Origin of the sequence: Stutzerimonas kunmingensis (genome assembly GCF_014764705.1) — a bacterium.
In the GTDB taxonomy this organism is placed as follows: Bacteria; Pseudomonadota; Gammaproteobacteria; order Pseudomonadales; family Pseudomonadaceae; genus Stutzerimonas.
Genome location: NZ_JACXXG010000001.1, coordinates 139116 through 157148, shown reverse-complemented (window position 1 = coordinate 157148; position 18033 = coordinate 139116). Strand labels below are relative to the sequence as shown.

Here is an 18033-nt window from a genome sequence, read left to right as displayed (position 1 = left end):
CAACCCTGCCACGGAGTCACAGCTGCGGCGCACTGCGCGCCAGCAGCGCGTCGATGTCGAGCCCGCGCGGCAACGTTCCATAAACCCGCCCATGCACTTCCAGGCGACTGGCGATGAAGGCATCCGAAACGGCGGCGTTGCCCGCTTCGAGCAGCAGTTTGGCCTGCAGGCCGACGGCAACGTCCTCGGTGAGCTGACGGGCGCGGTACTGGATGTCCTCGGTGTCGCCGAAGGCCGCCTTCAGCCGCCGGATATGCGCCTTCAGGCGGGCGTCGCCGTGACCGTCGCCGAGCTCGGCGAACAGTACTTCGAGCACGCCCGGCTCCTTCGATAACGCGCGCAAGACGTCGAGGCACTGCACGTTGCCGGAACCTTCCCAGATGGAATTCACCGGCGCCTCGCGATACAGCCGCGGCAGGATGGTTTCCTCGACGTAGCCGGCACCGCCCAGGCATTCGCTGGCCTCGGCGATCATGTTCGGCGCGCGTTTGCAGATCCAGTACTTGCCGACGGCGGTGACCAGCCGGGCGAACTTGTCTTCGTGCTCATCATGGCGATTGTCCTGGGCACGGCCCATGCGCAGGGTCAGCGCCAGCGCCGCTTCGCTTTCCAGGGCGAGATCGGCCAGTACGTTCTGCATCAGCGGCTGCTCCAGCAGGACCCGGCCGCCAACCTGGCGGTGCGCGCAATGGTGCATGGCCTGGGTCAGGGCCTGACGCATCAGCGAGCTGGAGCCGATCATGCAGTCGAAACGGGTCGAGGAGACCATCTCGATGATGGTCGGCACGCCGCGCCCTTCCTCACCGACCATCCAGGCCAGCGCGCCGCGGTACTCGACTTCGCTGGAGGCGTTGGCCCAGTTGCCCAGCTTGTTTTTCAGGCGCTGGATGTAGAACTGGTTGCGCGTGCCATCCGGGCGATGGCGGGGCAGCAGGAAGCAGGACAGGCCCTTGTCGGTCTGCGCCAGGGTGAGGAAGGCATCGCACATCGGCGCCGAACAGAACCACTTGTGCCCGACCAGCTCGTAGGTCTGCCCGGGGCCACCGGCACCAACCGGATAGGCGCGTGTGCTGTTGGCGCGCACGTCGGTACCGCCCTGCTTCTCGGTCATCGCCATACCGATGGTGACGCCGGTCTTCTGCTCCAGCGGCAGGTTGCGCGGGTCGTATTCGCGGGCAAGAATCTTCGGCAGCCAGCGCTCGGCGAGATCCGGCTGCAGGCGCAGTGCCGGCACGCTGGCGTAGGTCATGGTCAGCGGGCAGCTGCTGCCGGCCTCGGCCTGGTTGTGCAGGTACATCAAGGCGGCACGCGCCACCTGTGCACCGGGTTGCGGGTCGCTCCAGGGCAGCGACGGAATACCGTGCTCGACGGCGCTGCGCATCAGCTCATGATAAGCGGGATGAAACTCCACCAGATCGATGCGATGGCCGTAGCGATCATGGCTCTTGAACACCGGCCTGTTCTCGTTGGCGAGAAAGCCGGCCTGCATCAGTGGCCCACCGGCCAGCGCGCCGTAGACATCCAGCCGCCCCTGGGCCCAGCCGGCATGATAGCGCTGCGTCCACTGTTGCAACGGCAGGTCGAGGCGGTAGAGGTTGGCGCCTTCGAGCGACGGCACCTGGTTGATGACCTCGTGGGTTTCGGCACAGGTCTGCGGAATCATCTGACGGCCCTCGTTTCGTTGCCGATGCGCGGCGGCTGTCAGCAAGCGTAGTCGGCGCATGCGAGCAACGGGCGGCGCGGTTGGATCAGCAGTGAAACACGCAGCGGCAGGCCGCTTGAAGCGAGGTATCGGCCAAAAGGTCCGCGCCTCAGGCAATCGGCGCGGACGGCGGGTTGCCGTTCGGTTGACTCGCGGGCATCTGTTCGGGGCCATGCAGCGGGAAGCGCACGCGGATGCAGAAGCGACTGCCCAGGCCGGGCCGCGACTGCTGGCTCAGCTGCCCGCCGAACACTTCGATCAGCCCGCGGCTGATCGCCAGGCCGATGCCGAGCCCGCCGTAGCGACGGGTCATGGAGCCATCCACCTGGCGGAACTGGTGATAGAGGCAGGCCTGATCGGCGTCGCTGAAACCGATGCCGCTGTCGATCACTTCTACCTCGAGCTGCACCTGGCGCTGTTCCACCGCGCCGCCGAAGCGCAACGTCGCTGCGCCCCGCGAGGTGAACTTGACCGCGTTGTCGAGCAGATGACAGATGCTTTGCTCGAACTTCTCGCCGTCCCCGTACACGCGGTCCGGCAGCTTGCCGTCGAATTCCAGATCGAAGGCCAGCCCCTTGGCGCGCGCCTGGGGGCCGAACTGCTGCTCCAGCCGCACCGCCGTGTCGCGCAGGCTGAAGCGCTGGGCCTGCAGGCGCAGCTTGCCGGCGCGCAACTCGCTGAGCACGAGGATGTTGTTGACCAGGCGCATCATGTCCCGCGCCGAACCGGTGGCGATGTGCTGGTACTGCTGGAGTTCCTCCGGAGTTTCCGACGCCGGCAGCAGCTCGAGCGCGCCCATCACGCCCATCATCGGCGTGCGCAGCTCGTGGCTGATGTTGGAGAGAAACTCGTCCTTGAGCCGGTTGCTCTCGGCCAGCTCGCGGTTCAGCTGCTCCAGGTCGGAGCGGGCGTTCTCCAGGATCTTTGCCCGCTCGTCCTTCAGCGCGTTGATGCGATCGGCCAGCGCCATCGAAAGCAGCACCACCTCCAGCGCGGCCCCCAGCTGGCTGGCGTACATCGTCAGGAAGTTGTGCGGCAGGTGGCCGAGCACCATCAGGGTGTTGATCTGCCCTCCGACCAGCAGCGCGCTCCAGGCGATGATGAAATAGCGCGCCACACGCATGCCGCGCAGCCAGGCCAGGATGCCAGCGGCGAACACCGCCAGGGTGAAGAGCAGCGCCAGCGCGGTGGCCAGGCGCAGCGACAGGCCATAGTCTGTGGTCAGTGCCAGCACCATGACCACCACCGAAAAACCGATGATCAGCCGCAACAGCCGGTCCATCCAGCGGCTGTGCTCGGCGGTGCGCAGGAAGCTGCGGGTGAACAGGCAGCCGAACAACCCTGTGGCGCCGATCAGCAGGGGGGTCGCAGCGTTGGCCCACCAGGGCCGATCCGGCCAGAGAAACTGCACCCCGGCGCCGTTCACCGAGACCTGATAGAGGCCAAACGCGGCGATGTAGAGAATGTAGAACAGGTAGCTCTGGTCGCGGATGCTGATATAGATGAACAGGTTGTAGACCAGCATCGCCAGCAGCACGCCATAGATCATGCCCAGTACGTAGATGCGTCCCGGCTGCGCCTCCAGATAGGCGTGCTGCGACCAGAGGCTCAGCGGCACCTGAATCGAGCCTTCGCTCTCCACCCGCAGGTAGACGCGCTGCGGCTGCTCGGGCTGGAGCTCGAGTTCGAACAGGTAGTTGCCCTGACGGATCTCGCGACTGGCCCAGGGCCGGGTGTCGCCGGTATCCCGGGCGAGGCGGTAGCCACCCTGGCCGTCGGACAGATAGAGCTGCAGGCTGTCCAGTGGCGGATACGCCACTTCCAGCAACCAGCGCCTCGCCCCCTGGGCGAGCTGCGGCCGGTAGCTTAGATCGATGCGAACCCAGTGCACGGAGCGTGAATAACCGGCGTTGAACACCGGCGTGCGATTGCGCTGGAAATGGCTTTCGAATGCGGGCGACGCGATGTCCTCTATGCCGATCTCTCCGCGCGGGTCCTCGAACACTTCCATCATCTGCCCGAGCGGCAAATGACGGGTGTGTTCGTCGAGCTCGACGGCGGCGGCCAAGGCAGGCAGAACAGCCAGGAAGAAGAGGAAGACGTACCGCATGATGCCTCGTGCAGGCCAGGCGACTACTGCGAACCTACCGTCGGTGAACTCTGTCGCACGGTCCGAAAACCAAAGTGCCAGCAATCTACCACAGCGGCGTGCGCACCCGGAAAAAGCCGATTCGCCAGGATGACTTGGCCGATGACCGGTGCGCGCGGCGGTGGCGGATAGACGCACAACTGCCGCGTCCCGCCAGCGCGGTTTGGTGATAAGCTCGCACGCCATGAAAAACTTCACTTCCCGTCCCGTCGTCCTCTGCCTGTCCGGCCACGATCCCAGTGGCGGCGCCGGTCTGCAGGCGGACATCGAAGCCCTGCTGGCACAGGCCTGCCACGCCGCGCCGACCGTCACCGCGCTCACCGTGCAGGACACCGTCAACGTCTCCGACTTCCGCGTGCTCGACCGCGAGTGGGTACTCGCCCAGGCCAACGCAGTGATCGCCGACCTGCCCATCGCCGCCGTCAAGCTGGGCATGCTCGGCTCGGTGGAGATGGTCGAGACGGTGCTCGAGATCATGGCCCGGCTGCCGGGCGTGCCGCTGGTCTGCGACCCGGTGCTGCGCGCCGGCGGTGGCGGCGCGCTGGGCAAGGAGGATGTCGGCTACGCCATGCGCGAGCGGCTGTTCCCGGTTTCCACCATCGCCACGCCGAATTTGCCGGAAGCTCGGATCCTTGCCGAACTGCCGGAGGGCAGCGCCGACGAGTGTGCCGAACGCCTGCTGCCGCATATCCGCCACCTGCTGATCACCGGCGGCCATGGCGACGAGAGCGAAGTGCACAACCGCCTGTATTGCCGCGACGGCAGTCGTCACGACTTCACTTGCGCGCGCCTGCCGGGCAGCTATCACGGCTCCGGCTGCACGCTTGCCAGCGCCCTGGCCGGTCGCCTGGCACTGGGCGAGGAGCTGACCAGCGCGGTCCGCTCGGCACTCGACTACACCTGGCGTACGCTGCGCGATGCCGAGGCCCCCGGCCACGGCCAGTACGTGCCGCGCCGCCTGCCCCTGGACCTGGTCTGACTGGAGAGCAGCGCATGAAGGATTCGACCCGCCTGCGCGGCCTGTACGCCATCACCGATAGCAAGTTGCTCGCCGAGGGCCGTTTGCTGCCGTATGTCGAAGCTGCGCTGAAAGGTGGCGCCCGCCTGCTGCAGTACCGCGACAAATCCAGTGACGAGGCCCGCCGCTTGCGCGAAGCCGATGCATTGCAGGAACTCTGTGCCCGGCATGGCGCGCAACTAATCATCAACGACGACGCCGAGCTGGCCGCGCGACTGGGCGTCGGCCTGCACCTCGGCCAGGAAGATGGCTCGCTGGCCGCCGCCCGAGCCCTGCTCGGCCGCCAGGCGATCATCGGCGCCACCTGCCATGCGCAGCTGCCGCTGGCCGAACAGGCCGCACGTGACGGCGCCAGCTACGTCGCCTTTGGCCGCTTCTTCCAGTCGCAGACAAAGCCGGGGGCACCCTCGGCCGATCCCGAACTGCTGCGCGAAGCCCGCACCCGCATAGGCCTGCCGATTGTCGCTATCGGCGGCATCACGCCGGAAACGGCACCAAGCCTGATCGCCGAGGGCGTGCAGATGATCGCCGTGGTGCACGCGCTGTTCGCCGCTGACAGCCCGGCCGAGGTCGAGCGCCGCGCCAGAGCGTTCAGCCAGTTGTTCAATACCCCCTGATTCCGCCACGGCTGACCCGCCACACGGCGGTCAGCCCCTGTTCTGCGAGGCCCGCATGTCCCGTTCCGAAGCCCTTTTTGCCAGCGCCCAGACCCACATCCCTGGCGGCGTCAATTCCCCCGTGCGCGCCTTTCGCAGCGTCGGCGGTACCCCGCTGTTTCTCAAGCACGCCGCCGGCGCCTATGTGATCGACGAAGATGACAAGCGCTACGTCGACTACGTCGGCTCCTGGGGCCCGATGATTCTCGGCCACAGCCACCCTGAGGTGCTCGATGCCGTGCGCCGCCAGCTCGAACACGGGCTGTCCTACGGCGCGCCGACCGCCATGGAGACCGAGATGGCCGAACTGGTCTGCCGCCTGGTGCCATCCATGGAGATGGTGCGCATGGTCAGCTCCGGCACCGAAGCGACCATGAGCGCGATCCGCCTGGCCCGTGGCTACACCGGCCGCGACGACATCATCAAGTTCGAAGGTTGCTACCACGGTCACTCCGACAGCCTGCTGGTCAAAGCCGGCTCCGGCGCCCTGACCCAGGGCGTGCCGAGCTCGGCCGGGGTGCCGGCGGATTTCGCCAAGCACACCCTGACCCTGGCCTACAACGACCTAGCAGAAGTCGAAGCCACGCTGAAGGAAAAGGGCGAGCAGGTCGCCTGCATCATCGTCGAGCCGGTCGCCGGCAACATGAACTGCGTTCCCCCGGCACCGGGCTTCCTCGAAGGCCTGCGCACCCTGTGTGACGCGTATGGCGTGGTGCTGATCTTCGACGAAGTGATGACCGGTTTCCGCGTCGCCCTCGGCGGCGCCCAGGCCTACTACGGCGTGACGCCGGACCTGTCGACCTTCGGCAAGATCATCGGCGGCGGCATGCCGGTCGGCTGCTTTGGCGGCAAGCGCGCCATCATGCAGCACATCGCCCCGCTCGGCCCGGTCTACCAGGCCGGCACCCTGTCGGGCAATCCACTGGCGATGGCCGCGGGCCTGACCACGCTGGGCCTGATCAGCCGCCCCGGCTTCCATGACGAACTGAGCGCCTACACCAGCCGTATGCTGCAAGGCCTGCAGGACCGCGCCGATGCCGCTGGCATCCCCTTCGTCACCACCCAGGTCGGTGGCATGTTCGGTCTGTATTTCAGCGGCGCCGATGACATTGTGACCTTCGCCGATGTCATGGCCAGCGATGCCGACCGCTTCAAGCGCTTCTTCCATCTGATGCTCGAAGGCGGCGTCTACCTGGCACCGAGCGCGTTCGAGGCCGGTTTCACTTCCATCGCCCATGGCGACACCGAGCTCGCAATCACTCTGGATGCGGCCGAGCGCGCCTTCGCCAAGCTCAAGTGAACCCGACGATGGAATTGCTGCAGAGCATCCTGCTCGCCCTGACTGCCGGCACCAGCGCACTGCTGATCGGCCGCACCCGGCGCTGTTACGGCGAGGCGGACCAGCCAGCGCTGTTCAGCGCACTGCTTGGCTTCATCCTGACGGCCGCCAGCGCTGCGTGCGCCGCGGCGAGCGTGCTTGGCATAGATCTGGAGGAGGCGCACCAGTGGCTGGAGCGCGCCAGCCTGCTGCTCGGTTTGCCGCTGATCGCAGTGGCTGCGCTGACCCTGGCGCGGCGCTGGGTGTGGAGTCGACCGAACTGGGGTCGCGTGGTGTTGGGGCTGTGCGTGTTTTTCGAACTGGCGCGACAGCTGGGCTGGAGCGAGCCCTACGCCTTCGGCCTGATGCTGACCAGTGCGCTGCTGGTGGTCTACGCCGGCGCGCTGCAATGGCCGGCAAGCCTGCCGACCCTTGCCGGCCTGGCGGCTGGCGCGCTTCTGCTGGGCGCGGCACCGCTGCCGAACGGCGGGTCGATCATCCAGCCGCTCGGCGACCTGAGACCGCTGCTGTTGGCGATCGCCAGCCCGCTGCTGACCATTCTGCTGGTGCGCCTGCCGGGCAGCACACGTGAGGACAGTCCGGCAGTCGCATAAAAAGCCGATGACAGGCGGTTAAAGGCTTTGTAAGCAGGCTGCAGCTTATCCATAATGTGACGGCTGGCTCGTTCCAGCCTTTCATTACCGCCCTGCTCCTCGAGGCGCCAGATTTTCATGATCCGCACCGGCCGCATCCTGTCTTTGGGCTGTCTGCTGCTTCTCTCGCCTCTCACGGCCCTGGCCGGCGGGAATACCCTGCTGATCCCGGCGACCGCGCGCTGCGCGCTCGACACCCTTCCCGAAGAACTCCCCGAAGCACTGCGCAACTGCCAGCAGGCCGCCAGCGAAGGCGATGTGAAAGCCGCCTACGAGCTGGGCGAGTTTCACTACGACGGCAAGCGTGCGCCACGCGACCTGGCCAAGGCGCTGTACTGGTTCGAGCAGGCCTCACTGCGCGGTCATGCAGCCGCGCAACACCGGCTCGGCGTGATGTTCTTCCGCGGCGAAGGGGTCAAGGCCAACAACGTCCAGGCCTACATCGTGCTGAAGATGGCTGCCGTGAATGGCGAAGACGATGCGCTGGATACAGCCGACCGAGTTTCCGGACAGATGCGTCGCGACGAGCTGGAAATTGCCACCCAGGTCCTCGGGCAGATCTTCCGCGACTACCTGATGCAACTGCAGGCCGCCGACGCGCCGCAGATCCCCTGAACAATCGAGAAACCCCGCGGCATCCACCCGCGCTTTCCCCTGCTCGGTCGTGGGCATATAATCGCCGGTCATTTTTTGCACAACGCCGGCCCGTAACATGACCCGCAAGCTTTTCATCGAAACCCATGGCTGCCAGATGAACGAGTACGACAGCTCGCGCATGGTGGACCTGCTGGGCGAACACCAGACCATGGAGATCACCGAGAACCCGGCAGAAGCCGACGTGATTCTTCTCAATACCTGCTCGATCCGCGAAAAGGCCCAGGAAAAGGTCTTCTCGCAACTGGGTCGCTGGCGCGAACTGAAGCTGGACAATCCGCAACTGGTGATCGGCGTCGGCGGCTGCGTGGCCAGCCAGGAAGGCGCGGCCATTCGCGACCGCGCCCCGTACGTCGACGTGGTCTTCGGGCCGCAGACCCTGCATCGTCTGCCGGAAATGATCGACGCCGCGCGCACCACCAAGAAACCGCAGGTGGACATTTCGTTCCCCGAGATCGAGAAGTTCGACCGCCTGCCAGAGCCGCGCGTCGACGGCCCCAGTGCCTTCGTTTCGGTCATGGAAGGCTGCAGCAAGTACTGCACCTTCTGCGTGGTGCCCTATACCCGCGGCGAAGAAGTCAGCCGCCCGCTGGCCGACGTGCTGGCGGAAGTCGTCCACCTGGCCGAAAACGGCGTGAAGGAAGTCACCCTGCTGGGGCAGAACGTCAATGGCTATCGCTACGACGGGCATGACTTCGCCGACCTGCTGCACGCCGTCGCCGCAGTAGAAGGCATCGGCCGTATCCGCTACACCACCAGCCATCCACTGGAGTTCTCCGACGCGATCATCCAGGCCCATGCGGACATCCCGCAGCTGGTGAAATATCTGCATCTGCCGGTGCAGGCCGGGTCCGACCGCATCCTCGCGGCGATGAAGCGCAACCACACCGCCCTGGAGTACAAGTCGCGCATCCGCCGGCTCAAGGCCGCAGTGCCGGACATCCTGATCAGCTCGGACTTCATCGTCGGCTTCCCCGGCGAGACCGACAAGGACTTCGAGCAGACCATGAAGCTGATTGAGGACGTCGGCTTCGACTTTTCCTACTCCTTCGTCTACAGCTCGCGCCCCGGCACCCCGGCCGCGGATCTGGCCGACGACACCCCGGACGAGGTGAAGAAGCAGCGCCTGGCGATCCTCCAGCAGCGCATCAATCAGCAGGGTTTCGAGAACAGCCGACGGATGGTAGGCACCACTCAGCGCATCCTCGTCAGCGACTACTCGAAGAAGGACCCTGGCATGCTGCAGGGCCGTACCGAGCACAATCGCATCGTCAACTTCCGCTGCGACAACCCGCGACTGATCGGCCAATTCGTCGAAGTGCACATCGACGACGCGCTGCCGCACTCGCTACGTGGCACCTTGCTAGCTTGAGAACCAGGCATGCGGCCCCCATGTGATTGCATCGGGGCCGCGACTGCGCTTTCCGCTTTGCGCCCGCGGCGCTATTCTTCCCTCACCACTTCGCCGACCACGGCCACATATAAAAGCCCTTGAACGCACCCATAGAACCGCATCGTTTCACCCTCGAACCCTTTGAAGCCCGTCGCTTCGCCAATCTCTGCGGCCAATTCGACGAGCATCTGCGCCTGATCGAACAGCGCCTGGAACTGGAAATCCGCAACCGCGGCAACCAGTTCGAGCTGATCGGCCCAACCGACGCGGCCAAGTCTGCCGAACAGCTGCTGCGCCGGCTGTACCGGGAAACCAAGAACACCGAGCTCTCTCCGGACATGGTGCATCTGTACCTGCAGGAATCCGGAATGGAGGAGCTGGCCAATCCGAATGCGCACCAGGGCGTCGCCCTGCGCACCAAGAAGGGCATGATCCGCCCCCGCGGTGCGAATCAGCAGCGCTACGTCAAAGCCATCCTCGACAACGACATCAACTTCGGCGTCGGTCCGGCCGGTACCGGCAAGACCTACCTCGCCGTCGCCTGTGCAGTGGACGCGCTGGAGCGCGAACAGGTGCGCCGCATACTCCTTGTACGCCCGGCGGTGGAAGCCGGCGAGAAGCTCGGCTTCCTGCCCGGCGACCTGGCACAGAAGATCGACCCCTACCTGCGCCCCCTCTACGACGCGCTCTACGAGATGCTCGGTTTCGAGCATGTGGCACGGCTGATCGAAAAACAGGTGATCGAGATCGCCCCGCTGGCCTACATGCGCGGCCGCACGCTGAACAACAGCTTCATCATCCTCGATGAAAGCCAGAACACCACCCAGGAACAGATGAAGATGTTCCTTACGCGGATCGGCTTCGGCTCCACCGCGGTGATCACTGGCGACATCACCCAGGTCGACCTGCCCCGCGGCACCAAGAGCGGTCTGGCGCACGTCATCGAGGTGCTCAAGGACGTCAACGGCATCAGCTTCACCCACTTCAAGCCAAAGGACGTCGTTCGCCATCCGCTGGTGCAGCGCATCGTCGAGGCCTACGAGTCCTTCGAGGATCGCCAGTCGCCGGCCAGCAAGCGTGCCGCGCAGGACGCCAGCGATGATTGAGCTCGACCTGCAGTGCGCCAGCACGGGCGCTGCGCCGGCCCTCGCCGATCTGCAGCGCTGCTGCGAAATGGCGCTACGCCAGCGTAGCGGCGACTCGGAGCTGACCATTCGCCTGGTGGACGAGGAAGAAGGGCGCGAGCTGAACCGCACCTGGCGGCAGAAGGACTACGCGACCAACGTGCTGTCGTTCCCGGCAGACGTTCCCGACGAACTGCTGGACATCCCGCTGCTCGGCGACCTGGTCATCTGCGTCCCGGTGGTCGAGCGCGAAGCCGCGGAACAGGGCAAGGCACTGGCGGCACACTGGGCGCATCTGGTCATCCATGGCTGTCTGCATCTGCTCGGCTACGATCACATTGACGATGCCGAAGCCGAAGAGATGGAAGAGCTGGAGCGTCAACTGCTGGCCGAGCTGGGTCATCCCGATCCCTATGCCGAAGAATCGCCCGTCATGGGCACTTGCAAGGACTCCTGAGTCAACGACATGAGCGAAGATCGATCGATCAGCGGGCAGAAGACCTGGCTGGAAAAAATCACCCAGGCTTTTGCCCATGAGCCCAAGAATCGCCAGGAGCTGCTGGAAATCCTGCGCGAAGCCCATCAGAACAAGCTGCTCGACAGCGAGGCGCTGGCCATCGTCGAAGGTGCCATCCAGGTCGCCGACCTGCAGGTACGCGACATCATGGTGCCACGCTCGCAGGTGATCAGCATCAAGGCCGATCAATCCCCCCGCGAGTTTCTGCCGGCCATCATCGGTGCCGCACACTCGCGTTATCCGGTCGTCGGTGAAAGCCTCGATGAAGTGATCGGCGTGCTACTGGCCAAAGACCTGCTGCCGCTGATCCTCAAGGATGAACACCACAGTTTCGACATCAAGGATCTGCTGCGCCCGGCCACCTTCGTGCCGGAATCCAAGCGCCTCAACGTACTGCTGCGCGAATTCCGCGCCAACCATAACCACATGGCCATCGTCATCGACGAGTACGGCGGCGTGGCCGGCCTGGTGACCATCGAAGACGTGCTGGAGCAGATCGTCGGCGACATCGAGGACGAGCATGACGTCGAGGAAGACAGCTACATCCGCCCGCTGCCCAGCGGCGACTTCCTGGTCAAGGCGCTCACTCCGATCGACAGCTTCAACGAGTACTTCGGCAGCGCCTTCCCCGACGACGAATTCGATACCGTCGCCGGCCTGGTGATGAGCACCTTCGGGCACCTGCCCAAGCGCAACGAAGTCACCGAGATCGACGGGTTCCGCGTGCGTGTGCTCAACGCCGACAGCCGCCGTGTGCATATGCTGCGCCTGAGCCGCACCGCGGGCGCGTAAGCCGGCACGAGCCGTTCCGCGCAGCCGACCCTGCGCGGACGCTCGTCCGCCAGCTGCTTGCCGGCCAACTTCATCGCCCTTAGCCTCCCTCCCCGCACCGCTGCGCAAGGAACTTCCATGCACTGGATCACCCGTACCGGATGGCCGGGCAACCTGCTGGCACTGGTCGCCGGCACACTGACCACGCTGTCGCTGGCGCCTTTCGACATCTGGCCGCTGGCGCTGCTCTCGGTGGCGCTGCTGTACCTTGGCCTGCGCGAAACCGCAGCGAAGCAGGCGGCGCAGCGCGGCTGGTGCTACGGCTTTGGGCTATTCGCCTCGGGGGTCAGCTGGGTCTACGTCAGCATCCATGACTTCGGCGCGGCCTCGCCGGCGCTGGCCGGATTGCTCACTCTCGGCTTCGTCGCCGGCCTGGCGCTGTTCTTCGCCCTGCTCGGCTGGCTCTGGGTGCGCTTGCTGCGCAATCGCCATTCCGCACTTGGCGACGCGCTGGCCTTCGCCGCACTCTGGCTGGCGCTGGATGCGCTGCGTGGCTGGATTCTCACCGGCTTTCCCTGGCTGTACATTGGCTACAGCCAGCTGGATGGTCCGCTGGCCGGACTGGCTCCGCTCGGCGGGGTCTGGCTGCTGAGCTTTGCCGTCGCACTGAGCGCCACCCTGCTCGCGGCGATCCCGCGACTGCTTGCCGACAAAGCACGCCTTGCCGCCGTCGTGCTGCTGCTTTCCCCCTGGCTGGCAGGCCTGGCACTCGAGGACCATGCCTGGACGACCAGCAAGGGCGAACCGCTGACCGTTGCCGCAGTGCAGGGCAACGTCGCACAAAGCATGAAGTGGGACCCGAAGAAGCTCGAGATGCAGCTGCTGCTGTATCGCGACATGACCTTCGGTAGTCGCCCGGCAGACCTGATCGTCTGGCCGGAAACCGCGGTACCGATCCTCAAGGAGCATGCCGAGGGCTACCTGACGATGATGGCCGGCTTCGCCAACCAGCGCGAATCGGCACTCATCACCGGCGTACCGGTACGCCAGCCCAATGCGGCTGGCGAGCTGCGCTATTACAACGGGCTGACCAGCACCGGTGACGGTGCCGGCACCTACCTCAAGCAGAAACTGGTGCCGTTCGGCGAGTACGTACCGCTTCAGGATCTGCTGCGCGGCCTGATCGCCTTCTTCGACCTGCCGATGTCCGACTTCGCCCGCGGCGAATCCGGCCAACCACTGTTGCAGGCGAAGGGCCTGCAGATCGCGCCATACATCTGCTACGAGGTGGTCTACCCGGAGTTCGCCGCAGGGCTCGCGGCGCAGAGCGATCTGCTGCTGACGGTGAGCAACGATGCCTGGTTCGGCCGCTCCATCGGTCCGCTGCAACACCTGCAGATGGCGCAGATGCGCGCTCTGGAAGCCGGCCGCTGGATGATCCGCGCGACGAACAACGGCATCACCGTGCTGATCGACCCCTACGGGCAGATCACCGAGCAGATTCCGCAGTTCGAACAGGCCGTGCTGTATGGCGACGTCACCCCGATGCAGGGGCTGACGCCGTATCTGCGCTGGCGCTCCTGGCCGCTGATCGCGGTATGCATGCTGCTGCTCGGTTGGGCGCTGATCAGGCGCAAGGCATAGCCTCAACTATGCGAAGCTGCTGGGACCTGAACGGGTCTTTTGACTGCCGCTGAGAGGGCTTCATCGCAAGCCAGGCGGTTATGCCGAGCGCTGCGCCGCTCTTGAAAGGTCCAGCTCCGAGCTGGCTTTGCTCGCGGCCAAGGCCGCTCCTACAGCCACCAACGTGGGGGCGACCTTGACCGCAAATGGCGAGTTGCGGGCAGAAGCTCACCCCACGACCGTACACTCAGGTTAATGCGTTCGACTCAGTCGTTCGCGGAGCGGTACACAAGCGGGTAAACCGCCATACCAGCGACCTCGTTGAGCAACATGCCGTTCTGCCAGAAGGCCTTGGCCTCCGGCAACCAGCCATTCAACGGCCGACCATTGGGCACGCCCATGAAGCCCACCGGCGCAGCGATCACCTCGATCCCGTTCTGCTCGAAGCACCAGCGCGAGCGCGGCATGTGCGAGGCGGATGTCACCAGCACCACCCGCTCGATGCCCGCCGCACGCAGCATCTCGGCGCTGAAAACCGCGTTCTCCCAGGTCGTCCGGCTACGCTCCTCGAGCCAGCGCGTGGCGACGCCAAAGTCGCGCTGCAGCACCTCCGCGCCGAGCATCGCCTCGCTGGGTGGCTGGCCGTAGTGCAGCCCGCCACTGGTGAGAATCGGCAGGCCGCTGGTCTTGGCTAACCGCGCCGCATAACGCAAGCGCTCCAGCGCGATGTAGCCGGGCTGATCGCCGCCCCATGCCGGATCACTCTGCTCGCGCCCGGCCCCCAGCACCACGATGGCGCCGGCCTCTTCATCCAGCTGCATCCACTGCGCCTCGGCCAGCGCCGGCTCGCGCTCAACCAGCCGCGCCGTCCATTCGACGACGACCGGCAGGCTCATCAACCAGAGCCCAACCAACCCCGTGACGAAGCACAGCGCCGCCAGCTTTGGCGCGCGCCGGCGCAGCCACCATCCGAGCAACAGCAGGAGTAGCAGCACGCCCGGCGGCAAAAGCAGCTGCTTGAAGAAATAGCGAATAGGCATCCGACCTCCGCGGCAAAGGCAGACACTCTAGCCGCAGCCGGCGGATTTGTCGGCCACTGCTCAATGCCGCGGATAGGTGTGCAGACGCTGCCTGGCGCGCAGCAGCTGTGACCCGCAGACGTGGCAGGCTGCGGGACCGGCGCCTTCCGGCCAGCTCACTTCGGCGTTGCACAGCGCGCAACTCAGCGTCTGTTGCAACGCCAGCGGCGCGTGGCGGCCATGCGCGCCGTGCCGTTGTCGACTACCGCTGCGCACAGCCGGACGCAGCGCCTGGCGCGACAGGTGAGCCTGCTCCTCCGCCGCGGCATGCCAGCCCGAGAGCCATTGGGAATCACGCTGCAGATACGCACGGATCAGCTCGAATTCCGCCGGCGTCAAACCGCGTACTTCCAGCTCGCCAGCACCGTCCGCATCAGCGGACGTAGCACGTTCGGCCTCCTGCAGGGCCGAGCTCAGTCGCTGCAACACCCTTGCATAAAGACTACTGTCCTCAGATCGTGGCTCTCGGTCCATCAACCTCACCTCACATTCGTCCCGCCCCTGGATCAAGCGTAGCTCAGCCTGACGCGCTCAAGCCGCGCACGACGGACGGAGCTCTGGAGCAGCGGCAAATGGGGTTTCCCTAGGCCGCGGGGGGTCATGTATGCTACGGCGCTTCCATGCCTCCGCCCGCAGCCCGCCGGGTCGCGTTAGCGCCAGGTCCGCCGGACCTGCCAACGTGCCCGCGACAACGCATTCGCGGAGAGCCAGCCCCCATCCCAACGCCAGTAGCCATGCACGAACAGTATCAGCCCCGCGAAATCGAAGCCGCCGCGCAATCCCATTGGGACGCGCAGAAATCCTTTGAAGTGAGCGAACAGCCAGGCAAGGACACCTTCTATTGCCTGTCGATGTTCCCCTACCCCAGCGGCAAGCTGCACATGGGTCATGTGCGCAACTACACCATCGGCGACGTGATCGCGCGCTATCAGCGCATGCAGGGCAAGAATGTCCTGCAACCCATGGGCTGGGACGCGTTCGGCATGCCGGCGGAAAACGCCGCGATGAAGAATCAGGTGGCACCGGCGAAGTGGACCTACGAAAACATCGCCTACATGAAGGCCCAGCTGAAAAGCCTCGGCCTGGCGGTCGACTGGACGCGTGAAGTCACCACCTGCAAGCCGGATTACTACCGCTGGGAGCAGTGGCTGTTTACCCGCCTGTACGAAAAGGGCGTGATCTACCGCAAGAACGGCACCGTCAACTGGGACCCGGTCGACCAGACCGTACTGGCCAACGAGCAGGTCATCGACGGCCGTGGCTGGCGTTCCGGCGCGTTGATCGAGAAGCGCGAAATCCCGATGTACTACTTCAAGATCACCGCCTACGCGGATGAGCTGCTGGAGAGTCTGGACGAACTGGATGGCTGGCCGGAACAGGTCAAGACCATGCAGCGCAACTGGATCGGCAAGTCGCGCGGCATGGAGATCAGCTTCCCCTACGACGTGGCCAGCATCAGCAGCGAAGGCGTGATGAAGGTCTTCACCACCCGTCCCGATACGCTGATGGGTGCAACTTACGTCGCGGTGGCCGCCGAGCACCCGCTGGCCACGCTCGCCGCGCAGAACAATCCCGAGCTGCAAGTCTTCATCGATGAATGCAAGCGTGGCGGCGTCGCCGAAGCCGACATCGCCACCCAGGAGAAGAGGGGCCTCGCCACTTCACTGCGCGTGCAGCATCCGCTGACTGGCGAGTTGCTGCCGGTGTGGGTCGCCAACTACGTGCTGATGAACTACGGCGAAGGCGCGGTCATGGCCGTCCCGGCGCACGACGAGCGCGACTTCGAGTTCGCCAGCAAGTACGACCTGCCGATCAAGCCGGTGGTACGCACCAGCGCCGGCGACCAGACCCCGGCACCCTGGCAGGACGCCTACGGCGAACACGGCGAGCTGATCAATTCCGGCATCTTCGACGGCCTCGACTTCGACGGCGCGTTCGACGCCATCGAAGTGGCGCTGCAGAAGAAGGGCCTCGGCCAGGCACGCACCCAGTTCCGCCTGCGCGACTGGGGCATCAGCCGTCAGCGCTACTGGGGCTGCCCGATCCCGATCATCCACTGCGACAGCTGCGGCGACGTCGCGGTCCCCGAAAGCCAGCTGCCGGTCGTGCTGCCGGAAGACGTGGTACCGGACGGCGCCGGCAGCCCGCTGGCGCGCATGCCGGAGTTCTACGAATGCAGCTGCCCGAAGTGCGGCGCGCCGGCCAAGCGTGAAACCGACACCATGGACACCTTCGTCGAGTCGTCCTGGTATTTCGCCCGCTACGCCAGCCCGAACTACGAACAGGGCATGGTCGACCCGGCCGCGGCCAACCACTGGCTGCCGGTGGATCAGTATATCGGCGGCATCGAGCACGCCATCCTGCACCTGCTCTACGCGCGCTTCTTCCACAAGCTGATGCGTGACGAAGGCCTGGTCAGCTCCAACGAGCCGTTCAAGAACCTGCTGACCCAGGGCATGGTGGTCGCCGACACCTACTATCGCACCCTGGAAAACGGCGGCAAGGACTGGTTCAACCCGGCCGACGTGATCGTCGAGCGTGATGCCAAGGCCAAGATCATCGGCGCGAAGCTGGCCAGCGATGGCCTGCCGGTGGAAATCGGCGGCACCGAGAAGATGTCCAAGTCGAAGAACAACGGCGTCGACCCGCAGGCCATGATCGATGCATACGGCGCAGATACCTGCCGCCTGTTCATGATGTTCGCCTCGCCGCCGGACATGAGCCTGGAGTGGTCCGACTCCGGCGTCGAGGGCGCCAGCCGCTTCCTGCGTCGCGTCTGGCGTCTGGCTCATGCACATGTCAGCGCTGGCGTCGCAGGCACGCTGGACACTGCCAGCCTGAGCGACGAGCAGAAGGCCGTACGCCGCGCGATCCATCTCGCCATCAAGCAGGCCAGCGTCGATGTCGGCCAGCATCACAAATTCAACACCGCCATCGCCCAGGTGATGACGTTGATGAACGTGCTGGAGAAAGCCGCTACCGCCAGCGAGCAGGATCGCGCGCTGTTGCAGGAGGGCCTGGAAACGGTCGCCCTGCTGCTCGCACCGATCACCCCGCACATCTCTCACGAACTCTGGCAGCGACTCGGCAAACAGGGCGCGATCATTGACGCGCAATGGCCGAAGGTCGACGAGTCCGCCCTGGTGCAGGACAGCCTGACGCTGGTGGTACAGGTCAACGGCAAGCTGCGCGGGCAGATCGAAGTGCCGGCCGCGGCAAGCCGCGAGGAGGTCGAGGCCGCTGCCCGTGGCAATGAGAACGTGCTGCGCTTCACCGAAGGCCTGACGATCCGCAAGGTCATCGTGGTGCCGGGCAAGCTGGTCAACATCGTCGCTAACTGATTCGGCCCCGGCGCATGCGCCGGGCCTGCAAGGGG

The 18033-nt window shown here is 65.4% G+C and carries 15 protein-coding genes; 11 read left to right on the top strand and 4 right to left on the bottom strand.

Going from position 1 to position 18033, the window contains the following annotated elements; translation table 11 throughout:
- Positions 1-16: 16 nt before the first annotated feature.
- Together IEG05_RS00765 and IEG05_RS00760 are read right to left on the bottom strand one after the other, a co-directional pair.
- Positions 17-1663, bottom strand: a complete 1647-nt coding sequence (locus IEG05_RS00765) for an acyl-CoA dehydrogenase family protein (protein ID WP_191121478.1) — start codon at positions 1661-1663, stop codon at positions 17-19.
- A gap of 148 nt (positions 1664-1811) precedes the next feature.
- Positions 1812-3812 (bottom strand): sensor histidine kinase, encoded by a 2001-nt coding sequence (locus IEG05_RS00760; RefSeq protein ID WP_191121477.1) that lies wholly within the window; start codon positions 3810-3812, stop codon positions 1812-1814.
- A gap of 223 nt (positions 3813-4035) precedes the next feature.
- On the opposite strand from IEG05_RS00760, the gene IEG05_RS00755 reads away from it, so the two are divergent.
- The 10 genes from IEG05_RS00755 (at position 4036) to lnt (ending at position 13599) form a co-directional block, all read left to right on the top strand.
- Entirely contained in the window at positions 4036-4830 is a 795-nt protein-coding gene (locus IEG05_RS00755; protein WP_191121476.1) for a hydroxymethylpyrimidine/phosphomethylpyrimidine kinase, read from the top strand.
- Positions 4831-4844: 14 nt separating this feature from the next.
- Positions 4845-5486, top strand: a complete 642-nt coding sequence (gene thiE / locus IEG05_RS00750; RefSeq protein WP_191121475.1) for a thiamine phosphate synthase — start codon at positions 4845-4847, stop codon at positions 5484-5486.
- Between the two features lie 55 nt (positions 5487-5541).
- On the top strand, positions 5542-6825 hold the full coding sequence (gene hemL, locus IEG05_RS00745) for a glutamate-1-semialdehyde 2,1-aminomutase (protein WP_191121474.1): 1284 nt from the start codon (positions 5542-5544) through the stop codon (positions 6823-6825).
- 8 nt (positions 6826-6833) lie between these two features.
- A complete protein-coding gene (locus IEG05_RS00740) occupies positions 6834-7457 on the top strand; it encodes a hypothetical protein (protein ID WP_191121473.1) in 624 nt (207 codons plus the stop codon).
- A gap of 117 nt (positions 7458-7574) precedes the next feature.
- The gene (locus IEG05_RS00735; RefSeq protein WP_191121472.1) at positions 7575-8111 is read left to right on the top strand and encodes a tetratricopeptide repeat protein; all 537 of its coding nucleotides are present in this window, start codon (positions 7575-7577) and stop codon (positions 8109-8111) included.
- Positions 8112-8208: 97 nt separating this feature from the next.
- Positions 8209-9522, top strand: coding sequence for a tRNA (N6-isopentenyl adenosine(37)-C2)-methylthiotransferase MiaB (gene miaB, locus IEG05_RS00730; RefSeq protein ID WP_191121471.1), 1314 nt, complete (start codon positions 8209-8211; stop codon positions 9520-9522).
- Between the two features lie 119 nt (positions 9523-9641).
- Positions 9642-10649, top strand: coding sequence for a PhoH family protein (locus IEG05_RS00725; protein WP_003301727.1), 1008 nt, complete (start codon positions 9642-9644; stop codon positions 10647-10649).
- Entirely contained in the window at positions 10642-11124 is a 483-nt protein-coding gene (ybeY, locus tag IEG05_RS00720) for an rRNA maturation RNase YbeY (RefSeq protein ID WP_191121470.1), read from the top strand. The genes IEG05_RS00725 and ybeY overlap by 8 nt, the downstream gene beginning before the upstream one ends.
- A gap of 9 nt (positions 11125-11133) precedes the next feature.
- Positions 11134-11976, top strand: a complete 843-nt coding sequence (locus IEG05_RS00715; RefSeq protein WP_003301723.1) for an HlyC/CorC family transporter — start codon at positions 11134-11136, stop codon at positions 11974-11976.
- 117 nt (positions 11977-12093) lie between these two features.
- The gene (gene lnt, locus IEG05_RS00710) at positions 12094-13599 is read left to right on the top strand and encodes an apolipoprotein N-acyltransferase (protein WP_191121469.1); all 1506 of its coding nucleotides are present in this window, start codon (positions 12094-12096) and stop codon (positions 13597-13599) included.
- Positions 13600-13844: 245 nt separating this feature from the next.
- Here lnt and IEG05_RS00705 read toward each other — a convergent pair whose 3' ends face one another.
- On the bottom strand, positions 13845-14618 hold the full coding sequence (locus tag IEG05_RS00705) for a YdcF family protein (RefSeq protein WP_191121468.1): 774 nt from the start codon (positions 14616-14618) through the stop codon (positions 13845-13847).
- Between the two features lie 60 nt (positions 14619-14678).
- Complete coding sequence (locus IEG05_RS00700; protein ID WP_104098965.1) at positions 14679-15086, bottom strand: hypothetical protein; 408 nt, start codon at positions 15084-15086, stop codon at positions 14679-14681.
- 305 nt (positions 15087-15391) lie between these two features.
- Between IEG05_RS00700 and leuS the strand changes: the two genes are divergently transcribed.
- Positions 15392-17998 (top strand): leucine--tRNA ligase, encoded by a 2607-nt coding sequence (leuS, locus tag IEG05_RS00695; protein WP_191121467.1) that lies wholly within the window; start codon positions 15392-15394, stop codon positions 17996-17998.
- The last annotated feature ends 35 nt before the right edge of the window (positions 17999-18033 follow it).